15 protein-coding genes and 1 tRNA gene are annotated in these 18,684 nt (G+C 63.1%); 12 read left to right on the top strand and 4 right to left on the bottom strand.

Going from position 1 to position 18,684, the window contains the following annotated elements:
* Positions 1–308: 308 nt before the first annotated feature.
* The 4 genes from M3P27_10880 (at position 309) to era (ending at position 4,309) form a co-directional block, all read left to right on the top strand.
* Positions 309–1,421, top strand: coding sequence for a PhoH family protein (locus tag M3P27_10880; GenBank protein MDP9268811.1), 1,113 nt, complete (start codon positions 309–311; stop codon positions 1,419–1,421).
* Between the two features lie 112 nt (positions 1,422–1,533).
* Positions 1,534–2,043, top strand: a complete 510-nt coding sequence (gene ybeY / locus M3P27_10875; protein ID MDP9268810.1) for an rRNA maturation RNase YbeY — start codon at positions 1,534–1,536, stop codon at positions 2,041–2,043.
* The gene (locus M3P27_10870; protein MDP9268809.1) at positions 2,040–3,359 is read left to right on the top strand and encodes a hemolysin family protein; all 1,320 of its coding nucleotides are present in this window, start codon (positions 2,040–2,042) and stop codon (positions 3,357–3,359) included. The genes ybeY and M3P27_10870 overlap by 4 nt, the downstream gene beginning before the upstream one ends.
* 8 nt (positions 3,360–3,367) lie before the next feature.
* Positions 3,368–4,309 carry a GTPase Era gene (gene era, locus M3P27_10865; protein ID MDP9268808.1) on the top strand — a complete coding sequence of 314 codons (942 nt, stop codon included), beginning with the start codon at positions 3,368–3,370 and terminating at the stop codon, positions 4,307–4,309.
* A gap of 106 nt (positions 4,310–4,415) precedes the next feature.
* Here the strand turns inward: era and M3P27_10860 are convergent, their stop codons facing one another.
* The 3 genes from M3P27_10860 to M3P27_10850 all read right to left on the bottom strand — a co-directional run bounded on the left by M3P27_10860 (position 4,416) and on the right by M3P27_10850 (position 8,883).
* Positions 4,416–5,768, bottom strand: coding sequence for a sigma-54 dependent transcriptional regulator (locus M3P27_10860; GenBank protein ID MDP9268807.1), 1,353 nt, complete (start codon positions 5,766–5,768; stop codon positions 4,416–4,418).
* The gene (locus M3P27_10855; protein ID MDP9268806.1) at positions 5,746–8,007 is read right to left on the bottom strand and encodes an ATP-binding protein; all 2,262 of its coding nucleotides are present in this window, start codon (positions 8,005–8,007) and stop codon (positions 5,746–5,748) included. The genes M3P27_10860 and M3P27_10855 overlap by 23 nt, the downstream gene beginning before the upstream one ends.
* A 120-nt stretch (positions 8,008–8,127) precedes the next feature.
* On the bottom strand, positions 8,128–8,883 hold the full coding sequence (locus tag M3P27_10850; GenBank protein ID MDP9268805.1) for an endonuclease III domain-containing protein: 756 nt from the start codon (positions 8,881–8,883) through the stop codon (positions 8,128–8,130).
* A gap of 242 nt (positions 8,884–9,125) precedes the next feature.
* Here M3P27_10850 and pilB point away from each other — a divergent pair, with 242 nt between their 5' ends.
* From pilB to M3P27_10820, 6 genes are all read left to right on the top strand, one after another.
* Positions 9,126–10,844 (top strand): type IV-A pilus assembly ATPase PilB, encoded by a 1,719-nt coding sequence (pilB, locus tag M3P27_10845; GenBank protein MDP9268804.1) that lies wholly within the window; start codon positions 9,126–9,128, stop codon positions 10,842–10,844.
* A 67-nt stretch (positions 10,845–10,911) separates the two neighbouring features.
* Positions 10,912–12,024, top strand: coding sequence for a type IV pilus twitching motility protein PilT (locus M3P27_10840; protein MDP9268803.1), 1,113 nt, complete (start codon positions 10,912–10,914; stop codon positions 12,022–12,024).
* A 65-nt stretch (positions 12,025–12,089) separates the two neighbouring features.
* Positions 12,090–13,298, top strand: coding sequence for a type II secretion system F family protein (locus tag M3P27_10835; GenBank protein ID MDP9268802.1), 1,209 nt, complete (start codon positions 12,090–12,092; stop codon positions 13,296–13,298).
* 82 nt (positions 13,299–13,380) lie between these two features.
* Positions 13,381–15,039 (top strand): ATP-binding protein, encoded by a 1,659-nt coding sequence (locus M3P27_10830; protein MDP9268801.1) that lies wholly within the window; start codon positions 13,381–13,383, stop codon positions 15,037–15,039.
* On the top strand, positions 15,032–16,402 hold the full coding sequence (locus M3P27_10825; GenBank protein ID MDP9268800.1) for a sigma-54 dependent transcriptional regulator: 1,371 nt from the start codon (positions 15,032–15,034) through the stop codon (positions 16,400–16,402). Before M3P27_10830 ends, M3P27_10825 begins: the two co-directional genes overlap by 8 nt.
* A gap of 30 nt (positions 16,403–16,432) precedes the next feature.
* Positions 16,433–16,666, top strand: a complete 234-nt coding sequence (locus tag M3P27_10820; GenBank protein MDP9268799.1) for a hypothetical protein — start codon at positions 16,433–16,435, stop codon at positions 16,664–16,666.
* A 145-nt stretch (positions 16,667–16,811) separates the two neighbouring features.
* Here the strand turns inward: M3P27_10820 and M3P27_10815 are convergent, their stop codons facing one another.
* Positions 16,812–17,639 (bottom strand): SAM-dependent chlorinase/fluorinase, encoded by an 828-nt coding sequence (locus M3P27_10815; GenBank protein ID MDP9268798.1) that lies wholly within the window; start codon positions 17,637–17,639, stop codon positions 16,812–16,814.
* Positions 17,640–17,797: 158 nt separating this feature from the next.
* Between M3P27_10815 and M3P27_10810 the strand changes: the two genes are divergently transcribed.
* Positions 17,798–18,277 (top strand): DUF4440 domain-containing protein, encoded by a 480-nt coding sequence (locus tag M3P27_10810; protein ID MDP9268797.1) that lies wholly within the window; start codon positions 17,798–17,800, stop codon positions 18,275–18,277.
* A 150-nt stretch (positions 18,278–18,427) separates the two neighbouring features.
* Positions 18,428–18,502: transfer RNA gene (locus M3P27_10805), tRNA-Asn, on the top strand.
* Positions 18,503–18,684: the final 182 nt, after the last annotated feature.

Raw genomic sequence — 18,684 nt, 5'->3', positions numbered from 1 at the left:
GGGCAGGATGCCCTCGCGGCAGCCGGCAAGATGCCGGCGCTACTCTCGAATTTCGGCCGCGCTGCGGCGCGACCGCCGCTCCTGTCATCTAAATTTAATGGTGGAGGGACGTTTACGGGATTGACTGGCAAATCGGAGCGGGGTACTCTTGCCGCAATGGCAGTCCGCCCCACGCGACGTGGCGCGCATTCGAACCCTTCGTACATCTCACTGAACATTTTGTGCCTGCATCCATTGTGCAGACAACCATCCGCACCGCGGCAGCTGCGCGCGCGTGCCCGGACCGATGGAGGACGATGCCCCAGGCGATGAAGAAAAACATCGAGATCGGCCGCAACATCGAAGGCTTGTTCGGCACCCGCGACGAGAACCTGCGCGTGCTCGAAGACGGATTGAACGTCACCATCGACCTGAAAGCAGATTCGATCGAGATCAAGGGCGACGCCGAGAAAGTGGGCCGCGCCGAACAGATCTTCGTCGACTACGAGCACTTGCAGCGCGCCGGCCACAAATTCACCAACGGCGACCTGGGCGCGATGCTGCGCGTGGTGACGCAAGACCCCAGCGCCACGCTGCGCACGCTGGCCGAAGCGGGGAAGCAGCGCTCGTTCGGCAAGCGGCCGGTGCAGCCCAAGAGCATCAATCAGCGGCGTTACATCGAGTCCATCGAAAAGACGGACATGGTCTTCGGCATCGGCCCGGCGGGCACGGGCAAGACGTATCTCGCGGTGGCGATGGCGATCGCGGCATTGCTCAACAAGCAGGTGAACCGCATCATCCTGGCGCGTCCCGCGGTGGAAGCGGGCGAGCGGCTCGGTTTTCTTCCCGGCACGCTGCAGGAGAAGGTCGATCCGTATCTGCGTCCGCTCTACGACGCGCTCTATGACCTGCTCGACAACGAGAAGGTGGACCGCTTCCTGGAGAAGAACGTGATCGAGATCGCGCCCATCGCCTTCATGCGCGGACGCACACTCAACGACGCGTTCGTCATCCTGGACGAGGCGCAGAACACGACCTCGGAGCAGATGAAGATGTTCGTCACGCGCCTGGGCTTCAACGCCAAGGCGGTGATCACCGGCGACATCACGCAGATCGACTTGCCGGGAGCGAAGCGCAGCGGCCTGATCGAGGCGATGGACATCCTGAGCAACGTGGAAGGGATATCGTTCTGCCACTTCGATGAGGGCGACGTGGTGCGCCATCACCTGGTACAGCGCATCATCCGCGCATATGACGATGCCAAGATCGCGCGTGAGGCGCAGCTGCAGCTCTCGCTCGGCACCAGGGGCGAGAGGACGAAGACGGATTCCCGGCCCGCGGCGCCCGCACCATCACAATCGCGGCCGCCATCCGGATCCCAGGAGCACGATTCGGACCGCGGCGGACAGAGCGGGACAGCTGAGGATCGTATCGCGGACTAGAACTTGTACAATGTGCGCCGGGAGGGCAGCCCCAATCGCCCTCCCGTTCGTTTTGGGGCAACGTAGCGGCGGAACGGCGGAAAGACGGAACGACGGAGCGGTGTTGGTCATCATGCGGCAAAGCAGCACGCGGCAAAGCAGCAGCGGCATAAGCCAGGCGGCACTCCAGCGCTTCACCGCGCGCGCGTGCCGCGCGGTGAGGTTGCGCGGCGAGGTGAACGTCCTCATCACGGGCAATGCCGAGCTACGCCGCCTGAACCGCGATTTCCGCGGCAAAGACCAGCCCACGGACGTGCTGTCATTCCCCGCGGTTCGTCGGAATGCGGCCCTTGGGAATAAAGACGTCCGCGGCGACATCGCCGGCGAGATTGCGGTATCCGCGACCATCGCGCGCGCCAACGCGCGCCGCCTGGGACACAGCGTCGCGAAAGAGTTGTGCGTCCTCATCCTGCATGGCCTGTTGCACCTAGCCGGCTACGACCATGAGACCGATGCGGGCGAGATGCGCCGCAAAGAAGCGCGGCTGCGCGCGCAGCTCGACCTGCCACCGGCGTTGATCGCCCGCAGTGAACACAGGCGCCGCGAGCCGGGTCGCCGTCCGCCGAAAGCGGGCGGCCGATGATCTGGGCCATCGTTCCCGCCATGGTCGTGCTGCTTGGCCTGCTCACGCTGGCCTCGTACGTAGAGCGCGTCTACAACGAGATGGGCAAATTCCTGGCCCGCGAATTCCAGGAGAACATCGAGTGTTACGAGCGCGAGGTGGAGCCGCGGCTGGGCGTGAGCCGGCAGCGCGCTTCGCTTTCCATGTCGGTGCTCACGCAATTGATCACAGCGGCATTCTCGCTGCTCACCGCGTACTACGTGTTTTTTGACGCTACCTGGAGCGCGGGCGAGCTGGTGCGCGCGGGCGTGATCGTTATTTTCGCCATCATCATCTTCAATCGCCTGCTGCCGTTCGTGCTGTTCACGCGCACGAAGGGAGAATGGCTGCGTCCGTTCCGATTGGTGTTGCGCGTGCTGATCTGGATCGTCTTCCCCATCACCGTGATCCTCGGCTTCGCGCTCTCGGTGGCCGCGCTGGCTGAGACCACGGAGCCCGAGCATCCCGAACATCCTTCCGAGGCGGTGGACGCGCTGATCGAAGCGGGACAGGAAGAGGGCATCCTCGAGGAAGCGGACCGCGACCTCATCCACTCGGTCGTGGAGTTCAGCGAGAAGACGGTGCGCGAGGTGATGACGCCGCGGCCGGAGGTGGTCGCGGTGCCGGCGGCCATGAGTGTGGAGCAGTTCATCGAGCTGCAACGCACCAAGCCGTACTCGCGCGTGCCGGTGTACGACGAGAGCATCGACAAGATCAAGGGCATCGTGTTCGCGCAAGACGTGCTGCAGATCCCCGACTCGGAAGCCAAGCAACGTACCGTGGGCGAGATGATGCGGCAGGCGTACTACGTCCCCGAGACCAAGCGCGTTTCACTGTTGCTGCGCGAGATGCAGCGCGAGAACATCCACATGGCCATCGTGATCGACGAATATGGCTCGCTCGCCGGTATCGTGACCATTGAAGACCTGGTGGAAGAGATCGTCGGCGAGATCCGCGACGAGCACGAAGCCAAGGCCGACATCGTGCACGAGAATCCGAACTCCTACGTTGTGCCCGGCAACATGGATATCGACCGCATCGCGCAGTTGTTCGACCTGCGTCGGGAGCCGCGCGAAGCCACCACGGTCGGTGGGCTGGTGAGCGAGTTGATGGGACGCATCCCCGAAGCTGGCGCGGTAGTGGAAGATGAAGGGCTGCGCTTTGAGGTGCTCGATTCCACCGACCGCCTCATCGAGCGCGTGCGCATCAGCCGTATCGGCGCTCGCGAACCGGATACGAAGGAGCCGCAGCCGAAAGCTTCGCGGCAGAAAGAACCGCGCACCGCCAAGCGCGCCTAAGAGGGACCATGCGCGCAGGATTCGTTTCCATCATCGGGCGGCCCAACGCAGGCAAGTCGACCCTGCTCAACGCGCTCATCGGGCAGAAGGTCGCCATCGTCACGCACAAGCCGCAGACCACGCGCAATCGCATACTTGGCATCCTGAACCTGCGCGCGAAAAAGGGCGTACCCGCGGCGCAGATCGTGCTGGTGGATACGCCCGGCGTCCACAAACCCGATTCGCAACTCAATCGCCGGATGATGCAGGAGGTCTATGACGCGCTCGCCTCGCGTGATCTCACGCTGCTCATCGTGGACGCCACGCAGAAATTCGGCACCGGCGACCAGTTCACGCTCGACGCGGTCAAGAACGCGGGCGGCCCCGTTTTCCTGCTGCTCAACAAAGTGGACGTGGTCCACAAGCAGAAGCTGCTGCCGGTGATGGCGGATTGGAGCCAGCGGCACGAGTTCCAGGAGATCATCCCCATCTCGGCGAAGAAGAAGGAAGGCCTGGAGACGTTGATTGGGAAGATCGCCAACGCGCTGCCCAACGGACAGCCGTTCTTTCCCCAGGACCAGATCACGGACCAGCCCGAGCGCTTTTTGGCGGCGGAGATCATCCGCGAGAAAGTGCTCATGCACACCGCGGAGGAGGTGCCGTACGCGGCCGCCGTCCGGGTGGAGCAGTGGGAGGAGAAAGAGAAAGTCACGCGCATCGCGGCGGCCATCTTCGTGGAGCGCGATGGCCAGAAAAAGATCGTGGTAGGACGCGCCGGCGAGATGATCAAGAGGATCGGCACCACCGCGCGCATCGACATCGAGAAACTGTTGGGCGTGAAAGTCTTCCTGGAATTATTCGTGAAGGTGCAACCGGATTGGCGGCAGTCGCGCGGGTTTGTCGATGACCTGGACTGGCGCAAGCAGTTGCAGGATCTTGGGTCGCTGGAAGAGGAACCGGTCGACGAGTAGCCTGCTTGTTTTTACATTCCGAGCGCAGCGAGGAATCCCTACCGAGCCAAGCATTTTGAGACGATTGGGTTCCCTCGCCGCGCTCGGGAGGCAAATAAAAAACGAACTACTCTTTCACCGCGATCCCCAGCGTCTTCATCTTCCGATACAAGTGTGAGCGTTCCAGGCCGAGGACTTCGGCGGTCCGGCTCACGTTGCCGTGGTTCTCGTCGAGCTTCTTCAGGATGTAGTCGCGCTCGTAAGCGGCGCGCGCCTGGTGCAGCGTCGAGAACTCCGAGCCCTGCCGCTTGGCGCCTTCGCGATAGACGAGCGGCGGCAGATGCTTGCGATCGAGCTTGCCGGCCGTGGGATTCATGATCACGATGCGCTCGATCACGTTGCGCAGCTCGCGGATATTTCCCGGCCAGGCATAGCGCGTGAGCGTCTCGATGGCGTCGTCGGTGATCTCGCGCGAGCGGCGTCCGTAAGCCTGCGCGAAATCCTTAAGGAAGTAGCGCGCCAGCAAAGGAATATCCTCTTTCCGTTCGCGTAAAGGCGGCACGAAGAAGGGGATCACGTTCAGCCGATAGAACAAGTCTTCGCGGAAGTTGCCGCGCGCGATCTCTTCTTCCAGGTCTTTGTTCGTCGACGCGATGACGCGGACATCCGCCGCCACGGCCTCATCGCCGCCCACCGGAGTGAAGCGCTGCTCGTCGAGCGTGCGCAGCACCTTGGACTGCGTCTTCAGGCTCATGTCGCCGACCTCGTCGAGAAAGAGCGTGCCGCCGTCGGCCTTCTGGAACTTGCCTTCCTTGTCGCTGGTGGCGCCGGGGAATGAGCCTTTGCGGTGTCCGAAGAGCTCGCTCTCGATCAGGTCCTCGGGAATAGCGGCGCAGTTCACCTCGACGAACATCGCGTCTTTACGCAAGCTGTGCGAGTGGATGGCGAGCGCGGCCAACTCCTTGCCCACGCCCGATTCGCCGTAGATGAGCACGCGACCGTTGGTGGGCGCCATCAATCCGATCTGCTGGCGCAGCGCCTTCATCGGGACACTGTCGCCCACGATCACGCTTTTCGCGTGCACCTGCTTTTTCAGCTCGCGATTCTCGCCGCGCAGGCGCTTGGCTTCGGCGGCGTGCTTCACCAGAATGAGCGTCTTCTCGAGCTGGAGCGGCTTTTCCAGGAAGTCGTAAGCGCCGAGTTTTGTCGCGCGCACCGCGGTCTCGATGGTGCCGTGGCCGGAGATCATGATGACCTCAGGCGCGTCTTCCATCTCGCGGACTTTCTCGAGTGCGGTAAGGCCGTCCATCCCGGGCAGCCAGATATCGAGCAGCACCACGTCGAAGACGCGATGCGCGACGGCGTCAAGGCAAGCCTCACCGCTCTCCGCGGTGGCGACCTTGTAGCCTTCGTCCTCGAGCACGCCCCGCAGCGATTGCCGGATGGCGGCCTCGTCGTCAACGATCAGGATGTTGAGCATGAGTAGCGTTGGTGTCGCGGTCTGCCGGAGGATGCGCGTCGCCTTCGCTCGCCACCGGCAGCTCGACGATGAAGCGCGCGCCGAGCGGGATATTCTCCTCCACCCGGATGGAGCCGTGATGGTCTTCGATGATGCGACTGACGATGGCCAGGCCGAGCCCAGTGCCGCGTTTCTTGGTGGAAAAATATGGCAGGAAGAGTTTTTCCTTGAGCTCGCGGGTGACGCCGTGTCCGGTATCGGAGACCACGATCTCGACGATGTCCTTGCTGCTGAGCAGCGCAGTCGAGATGTGGATCTCGCGGATGAGCGAATCCTGCATGGCTTCGGCGGCGTTATCCACCAGGTTGGCGACGGCGCGGCGGATCGCCTCAGGGTCGGCGAGCACCTTGGGCAGCGAACGCGCCAGCTCGGTGCGGACGGCGATACCGTCGAGGCGTCCGTTGAACATGGCGAGGGCGCCCTCGATGACGGCGTTGATGTCGGCCGGCTCGGGCTGCGAGGCAGGGAAGCGCGCCAAGGTGGAGAATTCGTCCACCAGCGTGCGCACCGTCTCCACGGCGCCGGCGATGGTCTCCGCGCAACCATGGATCACGGCGATGGATTCTTCGTCGGGGGTGCCGCCGCGCTCCAGGTGCCGCCGGATGCGCTCGGCGGAGAGCGCGATGGGCGTGAGCGGGTTCTTGATCTCGTGCGCCACGCGCCGTGCCACCTCGCGCCACGCCGCCTGCTTCTGTGCCTTCAGCAGGTCTGACAGGTCCTCGAAGACCAGCACGTATCCGAGCCGTTGGCCTTCGTGCTGTAGCGATGCCACGGTGAGCGAGACGTGGACGCGTTCGCGCGCCCCCCCGATCTCCATCTGGCTCGAACTGGTGCCCATGCGGTCGGCCTTGCGCAGCATGTGCTCGATGTCTTCGACCACCTCGGGCGGAAACACATCGCGCAGTTGCGACCCCGGAGTCACGTGCGCAGTCGCAAAGATGCGGAGGAAGACGCGGTTGGTGCGCGTGACGCGGCGATCGTCGTTGAGCGACAGTACGCCGGTGGGGATGCTCTCGAGGATGGTCTCGATCTGCCGGCGCCGCTGTTCCAGCTCCACGTTCGCATCTTCCAGATCGCGGGTGGAAGATTCGATCTGCTTGCGGTTCCCTTCGAGTTCTCCGGCCATGCGATTGAAGGATGCGACCAGCTCTCCCAGCTCGTCGGCCGCGGCGACCTCGATGCGGTAATCCAGGCGGCCTCTCGAGATCTGGTCGGTCGCTTCCGCGAGCGCGGCCACCGGGCGGGTGACGAGCTTGGAGAGGAACAGTGCCAGCCAGGTGGCGGCGAACAACACCAGCACCGTGAGCAGCAGCAGGAATCCCATGTAAGTGCGGCGCACCTGTTTGCGCTGTTGCGCCAGCTCGTAGTAGCGGCGCTGCGTCTGCTCGATCTCGCTGAGCGTGGCGGAAAACTGACCGGGCAGCGGGATGGCCACGATGATCCTGCCGCCGCCCTCGATCGGCGCGCTGCCCAGCACGTACTCTTTGTTCTCCAGAATGAAGGCGGGCAGCTGCTTGCTGTGCGCCTCCGCGGCGGCGGGCAGCTTGGAGCGCATCACTCCCCAGGCTTCGGGAAGGCCGAGGCTGGCCACGCTGTCATCGTCTACCGTGGCCACCGCGAAGCCGCCCTGCAACGTTTTCTCGTGGCGGTGAAACTCGTTCAGCACGGCGGCGTAGTTGCCGGTCGAAAAAGCGCGCTGGACATCCGGCGTGCTGGCAATGGATTCCGCTTCGGTGCGCGCATCGTCGGCGGCGTAGCGCGCCATCATCGTCGCCACCCGTCCAGACTCCTCGCGCAGCTCCTCCACCGGCCCGGAAAACCACTTCTCGATGGAGCGGTTCATCAGCAGGTAGGCGAACTGGAAGAGGAAGATCACGGGCAGGAACGAGAGCAACAACGCGCCCACGACCATGCGCGTGCGGAACTTGGAGCCCGGCACGCCGATGCGCCGCTCGGCATAGAGCTTGAGCAGGTTGCGTCCGAGGACGAAGGTGAGCGCGACGAAGACAAGGAAGATCAGCGCCGAGAGCGCGCTGAACAGCAAGGTCTGCTCCGAGGTCTCCGGACGCAGAAAGGTCAGATTGAACGCGGTCTGCGAGGCCAGCGCCACGAACAGCAGCACCACCACCACCAGCAGGATGATGACGCCGGTCTTGCGGCGCCTGCCGGAACTGCTCGCGTTCTCAGGATTTGTGGCCATTCAGGAGACGCTCCGGCGCGGAGCCATGCCGACTGCGTTCAGTTGCCGGAGCTTGTCCGCCATTATAGTCGCTTGAAAACAAGCGCTCTGTTTTTGCAGATGTTTTGCGGGTCCGGCGCGTTAGCGCGGCAGGAACTTCTCCAGCGGACATCCGGCGCAGCTCGCCTGCGCGCCGCAGAACTCTTTGCCGGCGCGCACGATCAAGCCGTGGAACTCGTTGAACTGATGCGCCTGCTCGCCGCGTTGCGCGCGGCTCATGCGGGAAGGCGAATGCATCGGCTGGCTGCCGCGCGGCAGATCGCTTCCCACATCCGCCAGTGCGCGTTCTCCGAGCCCGCGCAGCTCGTCATACTTTGCTTTCGCCGGGACAAGGTCGTGGCGCTCGAAGATGCGCCGCGTGTACGCGTCCACCACGAACACGGGATGTCCCCCGGCATAGAGCAGGATGGAATCCGCCGTCTCCGGACCGACGCCGTGGAGCGCGAGCAGCTCGGCGCGCAGCGTCTCCGTCGGCCGCGCGAACATGCGATCGAGCGAGCCGCCGTAAGCCGCATCCAGCCACGCGACAAAACGTTTCAGCCGATGCGCCTTCTGCTTGTAGTAGCCCGACGACCGCACCAGCGCGGCCAGGTCCGGTTCGGGCGTGGAGCGGATGCCGGCGAGTGAGAGCTTGCGGGCACGCCGCAGGCTGCGCATAGCTTTTTCCACGTTCGTCCACGAGGTGTTTTGCGTCAGGAAGGCGCCGACGATCACCTCGAAGCGCGACTGCGCCGGCCACCAGTGCTGCGCTCCCCAGCGCGCCAGCAGGGCGGCATAATAGCGCCGGACAGCGCTTTCCGGGCGTGGCTGGCGGCGGGTTTTTATGCGGGTGCGCACGCTTTCAGTGTACTTCCAAAGGCGCAGCGGAAATCGCTCTCCCGATTCAGCGAAACACCCGATTCCGTAAACCGAGCTTTGGGTTGCCGAGTTCGCGTCCGGTTACCAATCGAGCAACAATTCTCGATTGACAATTTGTGTCAATGCGACATACGATGCGCGCACATCTTTCCCCCATAGTTTCACGGCCCCGCGCACCCGGGGGCGCAGTACGAATCCAGTTCCGATCGGAAAAAGGAAGTATGTCGCAGCGTCTCGGCGATCTGCTGGTCAAAGAAAAAGTCATCACCTCGGAGCAACTGGAACAGGCGCTCAAGGCCCAGAAAGAGCAAGGGACGCGCCTGGGTTCAGCGCTGGTGAAGCTGGGCTTCCTCTCCGACGAAGACGTCACTAACTTCCTCTCCCGCCAGTATGGCGTGCCGGCCATCAACCTCTCGTTCTTCGAGATCGATGGCTCGGTGGTCAAGCTGATCCCGCAGGAGACGGCGAAACGCTACCAGATCCTGCCCCTCTCGCGCGTGGGCGCGTCGCTCACCATCGCGATGGTCGATCCCACCAATGTGTTCGCCATGGACGACATCAAGTTCATGACCGGCTTCAACATCGAGCCGGTGGTCGCCAGCGAGAGCGCGATCATGGAGCACATCGAGAAGGCCTACGGCTCCAGCCAGGAAGACGACATGGAGAAGGTCATGGCGTCGGTGGCGGAGATGGGCGGCGATGCGGACGTGGAGCTCACCGAAGATCCCACCGAGATGGGACTGAACGAGCTGGAGAAGGCGGCCGACGAAGCGCCCATCGTGAAGCTCGTGAACCTGATCCTGACAGACGCGGTGAAGCGCGGCGCCAGCGACATCCACGTAGAGCCGTACGAGAAGGAATATCGCGTGCGCTTCCGCATCGACGGCATGCTGCACTCGATCATGAATCCGCCGGCGAAGTTGAAGGACGCCATCACGTCGCGCATCAAAATCATGGCCAAGCTCGACATCTCGGAAAAGCGCCTGCCGCAAGACGGACGCATCATGCTGAAGATGCAGATCGGCGGCAAGAAGAAGCAGCTCGATTACCGCGTGAGCACGCTGCCCACGCTGTGGGGCGAGAAGATCGTGATGCGCTTGCTCGACAAAGAGAACCTGCGTCTCGACATGACCAAGCTCGGCTTCGAGCCCGAATCGCTGGAAAAATTCACCAAGGCCATCCTGAAACCCTATGGCATGGTGCTGGTCACCGGCCCCACAGGCTCGGGCAAGACGAACACGCTCTACTCCGCCATCTCGCGGCTGAACCAGCCCGACACCAACATCATGACGGCGGAAGATCCGGTCGAGTTCCAGCTCTCCGGCGTGAACCAGGTGCAGATGAAGGAATCCATCGGGCTGAACTTCGCCGCCGCGCTGCGCTCGTTCCTGCGGCAAGACCCGAACATCATCCTGGTGGGCGAGATCCGCGACTTCGAAACCGCCGAGATCGCCATCAAGGCCGCGTTGACGGGCCATCTGGTGCTTTCGACGCTGCACACCAACGGCGCGCCGGAGACCGTCAGCCGCCTGATGAACATGGGCATCGAGCCCTTCCTGGTCGCGACCTCGGTGCACATGATCGTGGCGCAGCGCCTGGTGCGCCGCGTCTGCGCCGAGTGCAAAGAAGAAGTCAACTTGCCGCCGCACGCGATGATCGAGGCCGGCTTCACGCCGGAAGAATCGAAGACGGCAAAAGTCTTCAAGGGCAAGGGCTGCACCGTCTGCGGCAACAGCGGATACAAAGGACGCTGCGGCCTGTACGAAGTCATGGAGATCGACGACGAGGTGCGCGAGCTGATCCTGATCGGCGCGTCGGCGGTGGAGTTGAAGAAGAAAGCCATCGAACGCGGCATGATCACTCTGCGCCGCAGTGGATTGATCAAGGCGATGTTAGGCCAGACCACGCTGGAAGAAGTGGCGCGCGAGACGGTCCACTAAACCCTGGTCCACTAGACAGCAGCTTCAGTAAGAGAAGGTTCAGTAGGAAGCGAAGGGAAGATACGGAATGCCGACAGCAACGCTCAGCGATCTGCTCAAGAAGATGCTGGAGATGAATGGCAGCGACCTGCACATCACCACCAACTCGCCGCCGCAGGTGCGCGTGCACGGCCACTTGCAGCCGCTCGACATGCCGCCGCTCACGCCCTCCGACACCAAGTCGCTGGCTTACAGCGTGCTCACCGACGCGCAGAAGCACCGCTTCGAAGAGAATCTGGAACTCGACTTCTCCTTCGGACTGAAGGGGCTGGCGCGCTTCCGCGGCAACTGCTTCAACCAGCGCGGCGCCACCGCGGCTGTATTCCGCGTGATCCCCTTTGAGATCAAATCCTTCCAGCAATTGGCGCTGCCGCAGGTAGTGGCCAAGCTGTGCGACCGTCCGCGCGGACTGATCCTGGTGACCGGCCCCACGGGCTCGGGGAAATCCACCACGCTCGCTGCCATGCTCGACAAGATCAACACCGAGCGGCACGAGCACATGATCACCATCGAGGATCCCATCGAGTTCGTGCACCAGCACAAGAACTGCCTGGTCAACCAGCGCGAAGTGCACTCGGATACCAAGGGCTTCACCGAGTCGCTGCGCGCCGCGCTGCGCGAGGACCCGGACATCGTCCTCATCGGCGAGATGCGCGATCTGGAGACGATCGAAGCGGCACTGCGCATCGCGGAAACGGGCCACCTTACTTTCGGCACCTTGCACACCAACTCGGCGTCGTCCACCATCAACCGCGTGATCGACGTGTTCCCATCGCACCAGCAGTCGCAGATCCGCGCCCAGCTCTCGCTCGTGCTGGAGGGCATCCTTTGCCAGGCGTTGCTGCCCAAGATCGGCGGACAAGGACGCGCCATGGCGATGGAGATCCTGGTGCCCAACGCCGCCATCCGCAACCTGATCCGCGAAGACAAGATCCACCAGATCTATTCCGCCATGCAGTCGGGCCAGGAAAAGTTCGGCATGCAGACGTTCAACCAGTCGCTCGCTACGCTCTACCTGACCAAGCAGATCTCGCTGGACACGGCGCTGATCCGCTCGTCGAATCCGGATGAATTGCAGGAGATCATCAATCGCGGCGGAGGCTTGAACCGGCCGGCATCGGCAGCGGCGGCCAAGCGGTAAGTAGAAACAGGAGATCGGACACGCACTAGAACCAGCAGTCGGGGAATCGTAAGGGGAGGTCAGTCATGCCAGTATTCACATTCACGGGAACGGACGCCGCCGGGAAAAAAATCACCGGCGAACGCGCGTCCGAGAGCAAGGGTTCGCTTGAGGCCGCGCTCAAGCGCGAGCGCATCCGTCCCTCCAAGATCACGGAGAAGGGCAAGGAATTCGCGCTGCCCAAGATCGGCGGCGGCGGGGTGGCCACCAAGGACATCGCCATCTTCTTTCGCCAGTTCTCCGTCATGATCGATGCCGGCCTCCCGCTGGTGCAGTGTCTCGAGATCCTGGGCGCCAACCAGGAGAATCCCGCCTTCCAGAAATGTCTGGCGGGCGTGCGCGCCTCGGTGGAAGGCGGCTCCACGCTCGCCAACGCCATGCGTGGCTTTCCCAAGATCTTCGATGACCTCACCGTCAACATGGTGGAGGCGGGCGAGACCGGCGGTATTCTCGACCTCATCCTGCAGCGCCTTGCCACCTACGTTGAAAAAGCGGTGAAGTTGAAGTCGGCCATCAAGTCGGCGATGATCTATCCCGTCTCGGTCATCGGCATCGCGCTCTTGGTCGTGGCCGGCCTGCTCAAGTTCGTGGTTCCCACCTTCGCCAACCTGTTCGCCGGCTTGGGCGTGGAACTGCCGCTGCCCACCAAGATCGTGATGGGCTTGAGCGCTTTTGTGCAGACCTTCTGGTGGGGGCTGATCGGCCTCCCCATCGCCCTCTTCTTCGGCATCAAGCAGGTGCGCAAGTCGCCGCAGGGCCGCTACTTCCTCGACAAGATGCTGCTCAACACGCCGATTCTCGGCATGCTGCTGCGCAAGATCGCGGTCGCGCGCTTCACCCGCACCCTCGGTACGCTGATCACTTCCGGCGTCCCCATCCTGGAAGGCCTCTCCATCACCGCCCGCACCTCGGGCAATGCGGTGCTCGAGGAAGCGCTGTTGAAGGTGCGGAAGGCGATCGAGGAAGGCCGCACCATCGTGGATCCGCTGCGTGAGTCGGGCGTCTTCCCCAACATGGTGACGCAGATGATCGGCGTTGGTGAAGCCACCGGCGCGATGGACGCCATGTTGCAGAAGATCGCCGACTTCTACGAGGACGAAGTCGACGCTGCCACCAAAGACATGCTCACCCTGATGGAGCCGTTGCTGATCGGCTTCCTCGGCGTGGCTGTCGGCGGCATCGTGATCTCGCTGTACATGCCGCTGTTCTCGCTGATCGCCAAGCTCTCCGGCTAGAACACGACCGGTCCCAAGGCTGTCGTCTGGAACCGCAGCAACGAACGCAGCCGTAGTGTGCTTGGGGGACCGAGGAAGCACGATGGCAACTGATTTCAACGAGCGCACCTGGCTCACCTGGCTGGCGAAGGTCCGCATCATCATCATCACCTTCCTGCTGGCCATCGAGCTGGCCATCACGCGCCTGACGCCGACGCCCGTCCCCGAGCGCCTGTTCGTCAGCGTGATCGTGCTCTGGTTCACCATCGCCGTCTTCTACGTGCTGCTGCTCTTTCTCTGGGACGACTATCGCAACCAGGCGCGCCTGCAGGTCTTCAGCGATCTCGTCTTCACCACCGCGGTCGTCTATCTCACCGGCGGACAAGACACCTCGTTCATCTTCCTGTACCCGCTGGTCATCATCATGGCCAGCATCCTGTTCTCGCGCGCCTGGGCATACTTGACGGCGGCGCTGTCGTTCATCGCCTTCGGTGTTCTGGTCGAACTAACCTACTTCGACACCATTCACTCCTACTCCACCACGCGCCCTGATCCAAAGTCGCTGCAGGCGGCGATCTTCATCAACCTGTTCGCCTTCATGGCCATCGCGTATCTCGCCACCAGCCTGAGCAACAAACTGCGCATGGCCGACGTGGAACTCGCCGGCGTGAGCGGCGCGCTCGAGAACTTGCAGGCGCTGCATGAGAACATCATCAACTCGATGTCCGGCGGCTTGATCACCACCGGGCTCGATGGACGCGTCTCCGTGGTCAACGCGCAGGCGGAGAAATTGCTGGAGCGTCCCGCGCACGAGCTGTTGGGGCGTCCCATCGCGCAGCTCTTCCTCGACCGTCTGCCCGACGTGCGTTCCGCCACCGCGCACTCCGAGGTGCGCTACAGCGCACCGCAGCAGCAGGAGAAGACGCTGGCCGTGACGGGCTCCGCGCTGGTCGTCCCTGAGCGCGGCGTGCTGGGACACGTCTACACCTTCGACGATCTCACCGACATCCGCCGCCTCGAGCGCGAGGTGCGCATGCGCGATCGCCTTGCCGCCGTCGGCCGCATGGCCGCCGGCATCGCGCACGAGATCCGCAACCCGCTCTCCTCCATCGGCGGCTCGGTGAAAGTGCTCTCCTCCATCGCGACGCTCACCGAAGAACAGCGCGAGCTGCTCGAGATCGTCACCCGCGAGTCTGACCGGCTGAATTCCATCGTCACCGACTTCCTCATCTTCTCGCGCGAGAAGAATTATCGCTTCACGCGCTGCGACCTGCGGTCATTGATCGAAGACACGCTGACCTTGCTGGAGAACCGGCCTGCGGCGGGTGGCCCGCCCGTGCGCATCGAGCGCGACTTCCAGGCCGCCGAGGCTTGGGCCGTGGTCGATGGCGACAAGATGAAGCAGGTCTTCTGGAACATCTGCGAGAACGCCATGCGCGCCATGCCTGAGGGCGGGACGTTGCGCGTCTCGCTGGCTGCGACCGAGAGCATGTGGCGCATCAGTTTCCGCGATAGCGGCCCGGGATTGACCAGCGCGCAGATCGAAAAGATCTTCGAGCCCTTCCAATCGCAGTTCGAGGAAGGCACCGGGCTGGGACTGGCCATCGTCTACCAGATCGTGCAGGCGCACGAAGCCTCCATCAGCGTGCGTTCGACGCCGGGCGCGGGCGCGGAGTTCATCCTGGGAGTGAAGTGGCAGCGGGCGGAAGCTCCGGTGCGCCTGCCGCGCGCGATCGCGGCGGGAAAGGCGGCGCATGGCTAGCCTGCTCGTTTGCGACGATCGCCGCGACACCTGCTCGATGCTCGAGATCGCTTTCCGCAAGGACGGCCATCGCGTCGAGACCGTCGCCGCCGCCGAGGCCGCGATCAAGAAGATCGATGGCGCGCTCTACGACGTCATCATCACCGACATCAACATGCCCGGCATCAACGGCATCGAAGTGCTGAAGCACGCGCGCCGCGTCTCGCCCGATTCTGCCGTCATCCTCATCACCGGCTTTGAGGACTACGAAGCCGCGGTGTCCGCGGTGAATGCCGGCGCCTTCGGATACATCCACAAAGGTCCCAGCCTGCTCGAAGAGCTGCGCGTGTTCCTGGGACGCGCGCTCATGCTCAGCGACTTGAAGCGCCAGAACCTGGCGTACAAGCGCGACGCCTCCGCGCGCAATTCGCTCGACAACATCATCGGCACCAGCGCCGTGATGGAAGACTTGAAGGTCACCATCCGCACGGTTGCTCCCACCGGCTCCACCGTGGTCATCTTCGGAGAGAGCGGCACCGGCAAAGAGCTGGTGGCGCGCGCCGTGCATGATTGTTCACCGCGCGCGGACGAGCCCTTCATCTCCATCAACTGCGGCGCTTTTCCCGAGACCCTGCTCGAAAGCGAGCTCTTCGGCTACGTGAAGGGCGCCTTCACCGGCGCCAACCAGAACAAGCGGGGACTGTTCGAGGTGGCTTCCGGCGGTACCGTGTTCCTCGATGAGATCAGCGAGATGTCGCTGGCGATGCAGGTCAAGCTGCTGCGCGTGCTGCAGGAGCGCGTGATCCGCCCGGTGGGCGGCACGCAGGAGATCGCCATCGACGTGCGCATGATCGCCGCCACCAACAAAGATCTGGAAAGCATGGTCACGGAGAAGACCTTCCGCGAAGATCTCTATTACCGCATCAGCGTGATCCCGATCTTGGTGCCGCCGCTGCGGCTGCGCCGCGAAGACGTGGCTCCGCTCGCCCACCACTTCCTCAAGAAGTACGCGCCGGCGGCAGGCAAGGGCATCCATCGCATCGCCAAGAAGGCCATCGACGCGCTGAGCGGCTTTGACTGGCCGGGCAACGTCCGCCAACTGGAGAACACCGTAGAACGCGCGGTGGCGATGGAAGCCACCGACGAGCTTCACATCGAGCTGCCGGCGGAACGCACGCGCCCGGCCGCGGCCGGCGTGGGCGGGAACGGCGCAGCCAACGTCCCCTCGAACGGCATGGACATGGAGCGCTACGTCGCCGACGTGGAGCGCGCGCTGCTGCAATCCGCGCTGCGCCAGTCCGGCGGAGTGCAAACCAAGGCGGCCGAGATGCTCAAACTTTCCTACCGCAGCTTCCGCCACCTGATGAAGAAGTACGAGCTCTAGCTATACTGGCTGGGGTCACTTTCAAACGTCATGCGCTACTTGCTTCGCTTCCTCTGGAACGCCTCGCGCGGCCACCGGCTCGCGCCCTGGCGCAGTCCGTATCTCAGGTGGCGCATCGAGACCTACGCCGGCTTGAAGGCGGATAAGATCGGCTTCTTCGAGTTCTGGCGCTTCATGTGGAAGGAGCGCAACCAGCTCGGACGCTTCCTGCAATGGACGAGTGACATGGATCGTTACGCGCGCCCCAAACCACGGAACCCTTGATTTCAGATTTCAGATTTCAGATTGCAGATTGCAGATTGCAGAATCAAAATCGCAGATTTCAGACTTCAGTCAGAAGAATTCAGAATCGGTCGCTCGCGAAGCTAACCTTTTATTCTGCAATCTGAAATCTGCAATCTGAAATTTCCTACCCCGCCGGCGCGGCGGCGTGTTCGGTTTCAAACAGCACGCCCACGTCGGAGCCTTTGTCCGCTCCCACCAGGCGCGCGGCCGAACTGCGGTTGGCGGCGATCTCGAGGTATCCCATGCTGCCCAGCACGCCGAAGATCTCGCCCGCCGCGCCGCCCGAGTAGGTCTCGCGCATGCGTGTGACTTCGCTCTTGCCGATCAGGATCTTGAACGGAGGCGGGTCGGGCTGGAACAGTTGTGGCACTTCCTTGGGGGTGAAGTTGGTGATCAGGTTGCCGAACTTGTCGGCCTTGAGCACCACACCCTTCATCAACTTCTCGTTCACCGGCTTGGGCCGCGGCGCGGCAAAGCGGACGAAATCCGTGATCTCCTCGCCAAACTTCGCCACCTCCACGCCCTTGCTCAGCCAGCCGGCAACGGCGGAGAACAGGTCGCGGCCGTGGAACGTGTTGCTCATCGGTTGCAGGAAGTAGTGTTCGGCGGTGATGTGGCGCACGCTCAGCCGCTCTTCGCGCTCATAGACGAGCGAGAGCACGCCGTTATCGGGCGCGAGGAAGATGTGCTTCTCCGCCGTCACCAGGATCGGACGCCGGTTCGTTCCCACGCCCGGGTCCACAATGACCATGTGCACGGTGTCGGAAGGGAAGTACTTGTAGGACTGCGCAATGGTCAGCGCGCCGTCGAGGATATCGAAGGAGTGGACGGAGTTGCAGATGTCCACGATCTTCGCCTCAGGATTGATCGTGAGGACCACCCCCTTCATCGTCCCCACAAAATGGTCGGAGGCGCCGAAGTCGCTGGTCAGGGTGAGCAAACGCTGGGCCAAAGAATCTCCCCTCGGAAGCGCGAGTGTAGACGCGGAAGGCTCTCGGAAAGTATCGCGGGCGAGCCGCCCAAGTCAAGGAATGCCGCCGCTGCACTTGGCAAGTAGGGCCCGAGGCCTTAGCCTGTTCGCGCTGGTTGTAAGGAAAAGGGGGGAAGACGATGAAACGAGCGCTCGTGTCATTTACCTTGCTGCTGCTGGCCGCCACGTTGGGATTTCCCAGCGACAAGAACAACGACAGGAACGACGAGACCAAGCAGGTGAAGCAAGTCCGCGAGACCGAGCTTGCCTTCGCCGCCGCGGCCCGCGCCAAGGATGTGGAGAAGGTGATTTCCTTCTTCGACGATGATATCCACTTCTTCCACCAGGGACAGATGCTGAGTGGGGTCGAAGCCGAGCGGAAGAATTGGACTGGCCTGCTGACCGATCCGAACCTGAGCATCACCTGGAAGCCGGAGATCGTCGAAGCCTCGGGCGGCCTCGGCTACACCACGGGCCCGTTCGAGATCCGCGTGAAGCAGGCCGGCGGCACCGAGGTCATCACCCGCGGCCGTTACGTCACCATCTGGCGGCGTAAGGCCGACGGCTCGTGGAAGGCCGCCATCGATATCGGCAACCAGGCTCCCGCGGAAAAGAGGTAAACCGGCTGTTTCTCGCGGTAGAGTTCGACCCCCACGGCGGTGCTCGCCGCGTCGAACGCGTCTCGCGGGCGCGAGTGACAAGCCGCGGAAAAATGTGCCACAATGAAGCAGTAACGACGCGCCTGCTCGGGCGCGTGCCGTACGCCACACTCCTCAGTAGCTCAATGGCAGAGCATCCGGCTGTTAACCGGAGGGTTGTAGGTTCGAGTCCTACCTGAGGAGCCATTCTTTCAACAGCTTAGATTCCTCTGCGCTCTGTCTGCGCTCCGTTTGCACGAAAGGCAAGCGCGGCCACTCTCCTACTGGCCGTGGCCATCTCATCGGTGACCACGTCTCCATAAATGTTCATGGTGGTGCGGATGTCCGCGTGACGCATCATCTTTTGTTGGACGGCGAGCGGAGTGCTC

The sequence above is a fragment of the Acidobacteriota bacterium genome (genome assembly GCA_030774055.1).
Taxonomy (GTDB): domain Bacteria; phylum Acidobacteriota; class Terriglobia; order Terriglobales; family Acidobacteriaceae; genus JACPNR01.
The sequence above is the reverse complement of the archived record's forward strand: the minus strand, read 5'-3'. Positions and strand labels throughout refer to the sequence as shown.

Coding starts and splice junctions, on each gene's coding strand:
- M3P27_10860 (MDP9268807.1), bottom strand. CDS start 5,768: ATGCTCAACATCCTGATCGTTGACGACGAGGCCGCCATCCGGCAATCG.
- M3P27_10870 (MDP9268809.1), top strand. CDS start 2,040: ATGATCTGGGCCATCGTTCCCGCCATGGTCGTGCTGCTTGGCCTGCTC.
- era (MDP9268808.1), top strand. CDS start 3,368: ATGCGCGCAGGATTCGTTTCCATCATCGGGCGGCCCAACGCAGGCAAG.
- pilB (MDP9268804.1), top strand. CDS start 9,126: ATGTCGCAGCGTCTCGGCGATCTGCTGGTCAAAGAAAAAGTCATCACC.
- M3P27_10840 (MDP9268803.1), top strand. CDS start 10,912: ATGCCGACAGCAACGCTCAGCGATCTGCTCAAGAAGATGCTGGAGATG.
- M3P27_10825 (MDP9268800.1), top strand. CDS start 15,032: ATGGCTAGCCTGCTCGTTTGCGACGATCGCCGCGACACCTGCTCGATG.
- M3P27_10835 (MDP9268802.1), top strand. CDS start 12,090: ATGCCAGTATTCACATTCACGGGAACGGACGCCGCCGGGAAAAAAATC.
- M3P27_10820 (MDP9268799.1), top strand. CDS start 16,433: ATGCGCTACTTGCTTCGCTTCCTCTGGAACGCCTCGCGCGGCCACCGG.
- M3P27_10810 (MDP9268797.1), top strand. CDS start 17,798: ATGAAACGAGCGCTCGTGTCATTTACCTTGCTGCTGCTGGCCGCCACG.
- M3P27_10855 (MDP9268806.1), bottom strand. CDS start 8,007: ATGGCCACAAATCCTGAGAACGCGAGCAGTTCCGGCAGGCGCCGCAAG.
- M3P27_10880 (MDP9268811.1), top strand. CDS start 309: ATGAAGAAAAACATCGAGATCGGCCGCAACATCGAAGGCTTGTTCGGC.
- ybeY (MDP9268810.1), top strand. CDS start 1,534: ATGCGGCAAAGCAGCACGCGGCAAAGCAGCAGCGGCATAAGCCAGGCG.
- M3P27_10830 (MDP9268801.1), top strand. CDS start 13,381: ATGGCAACTGATTTCAACGAGCGCACCTGGCTCACCTGGCTGGCGAAG.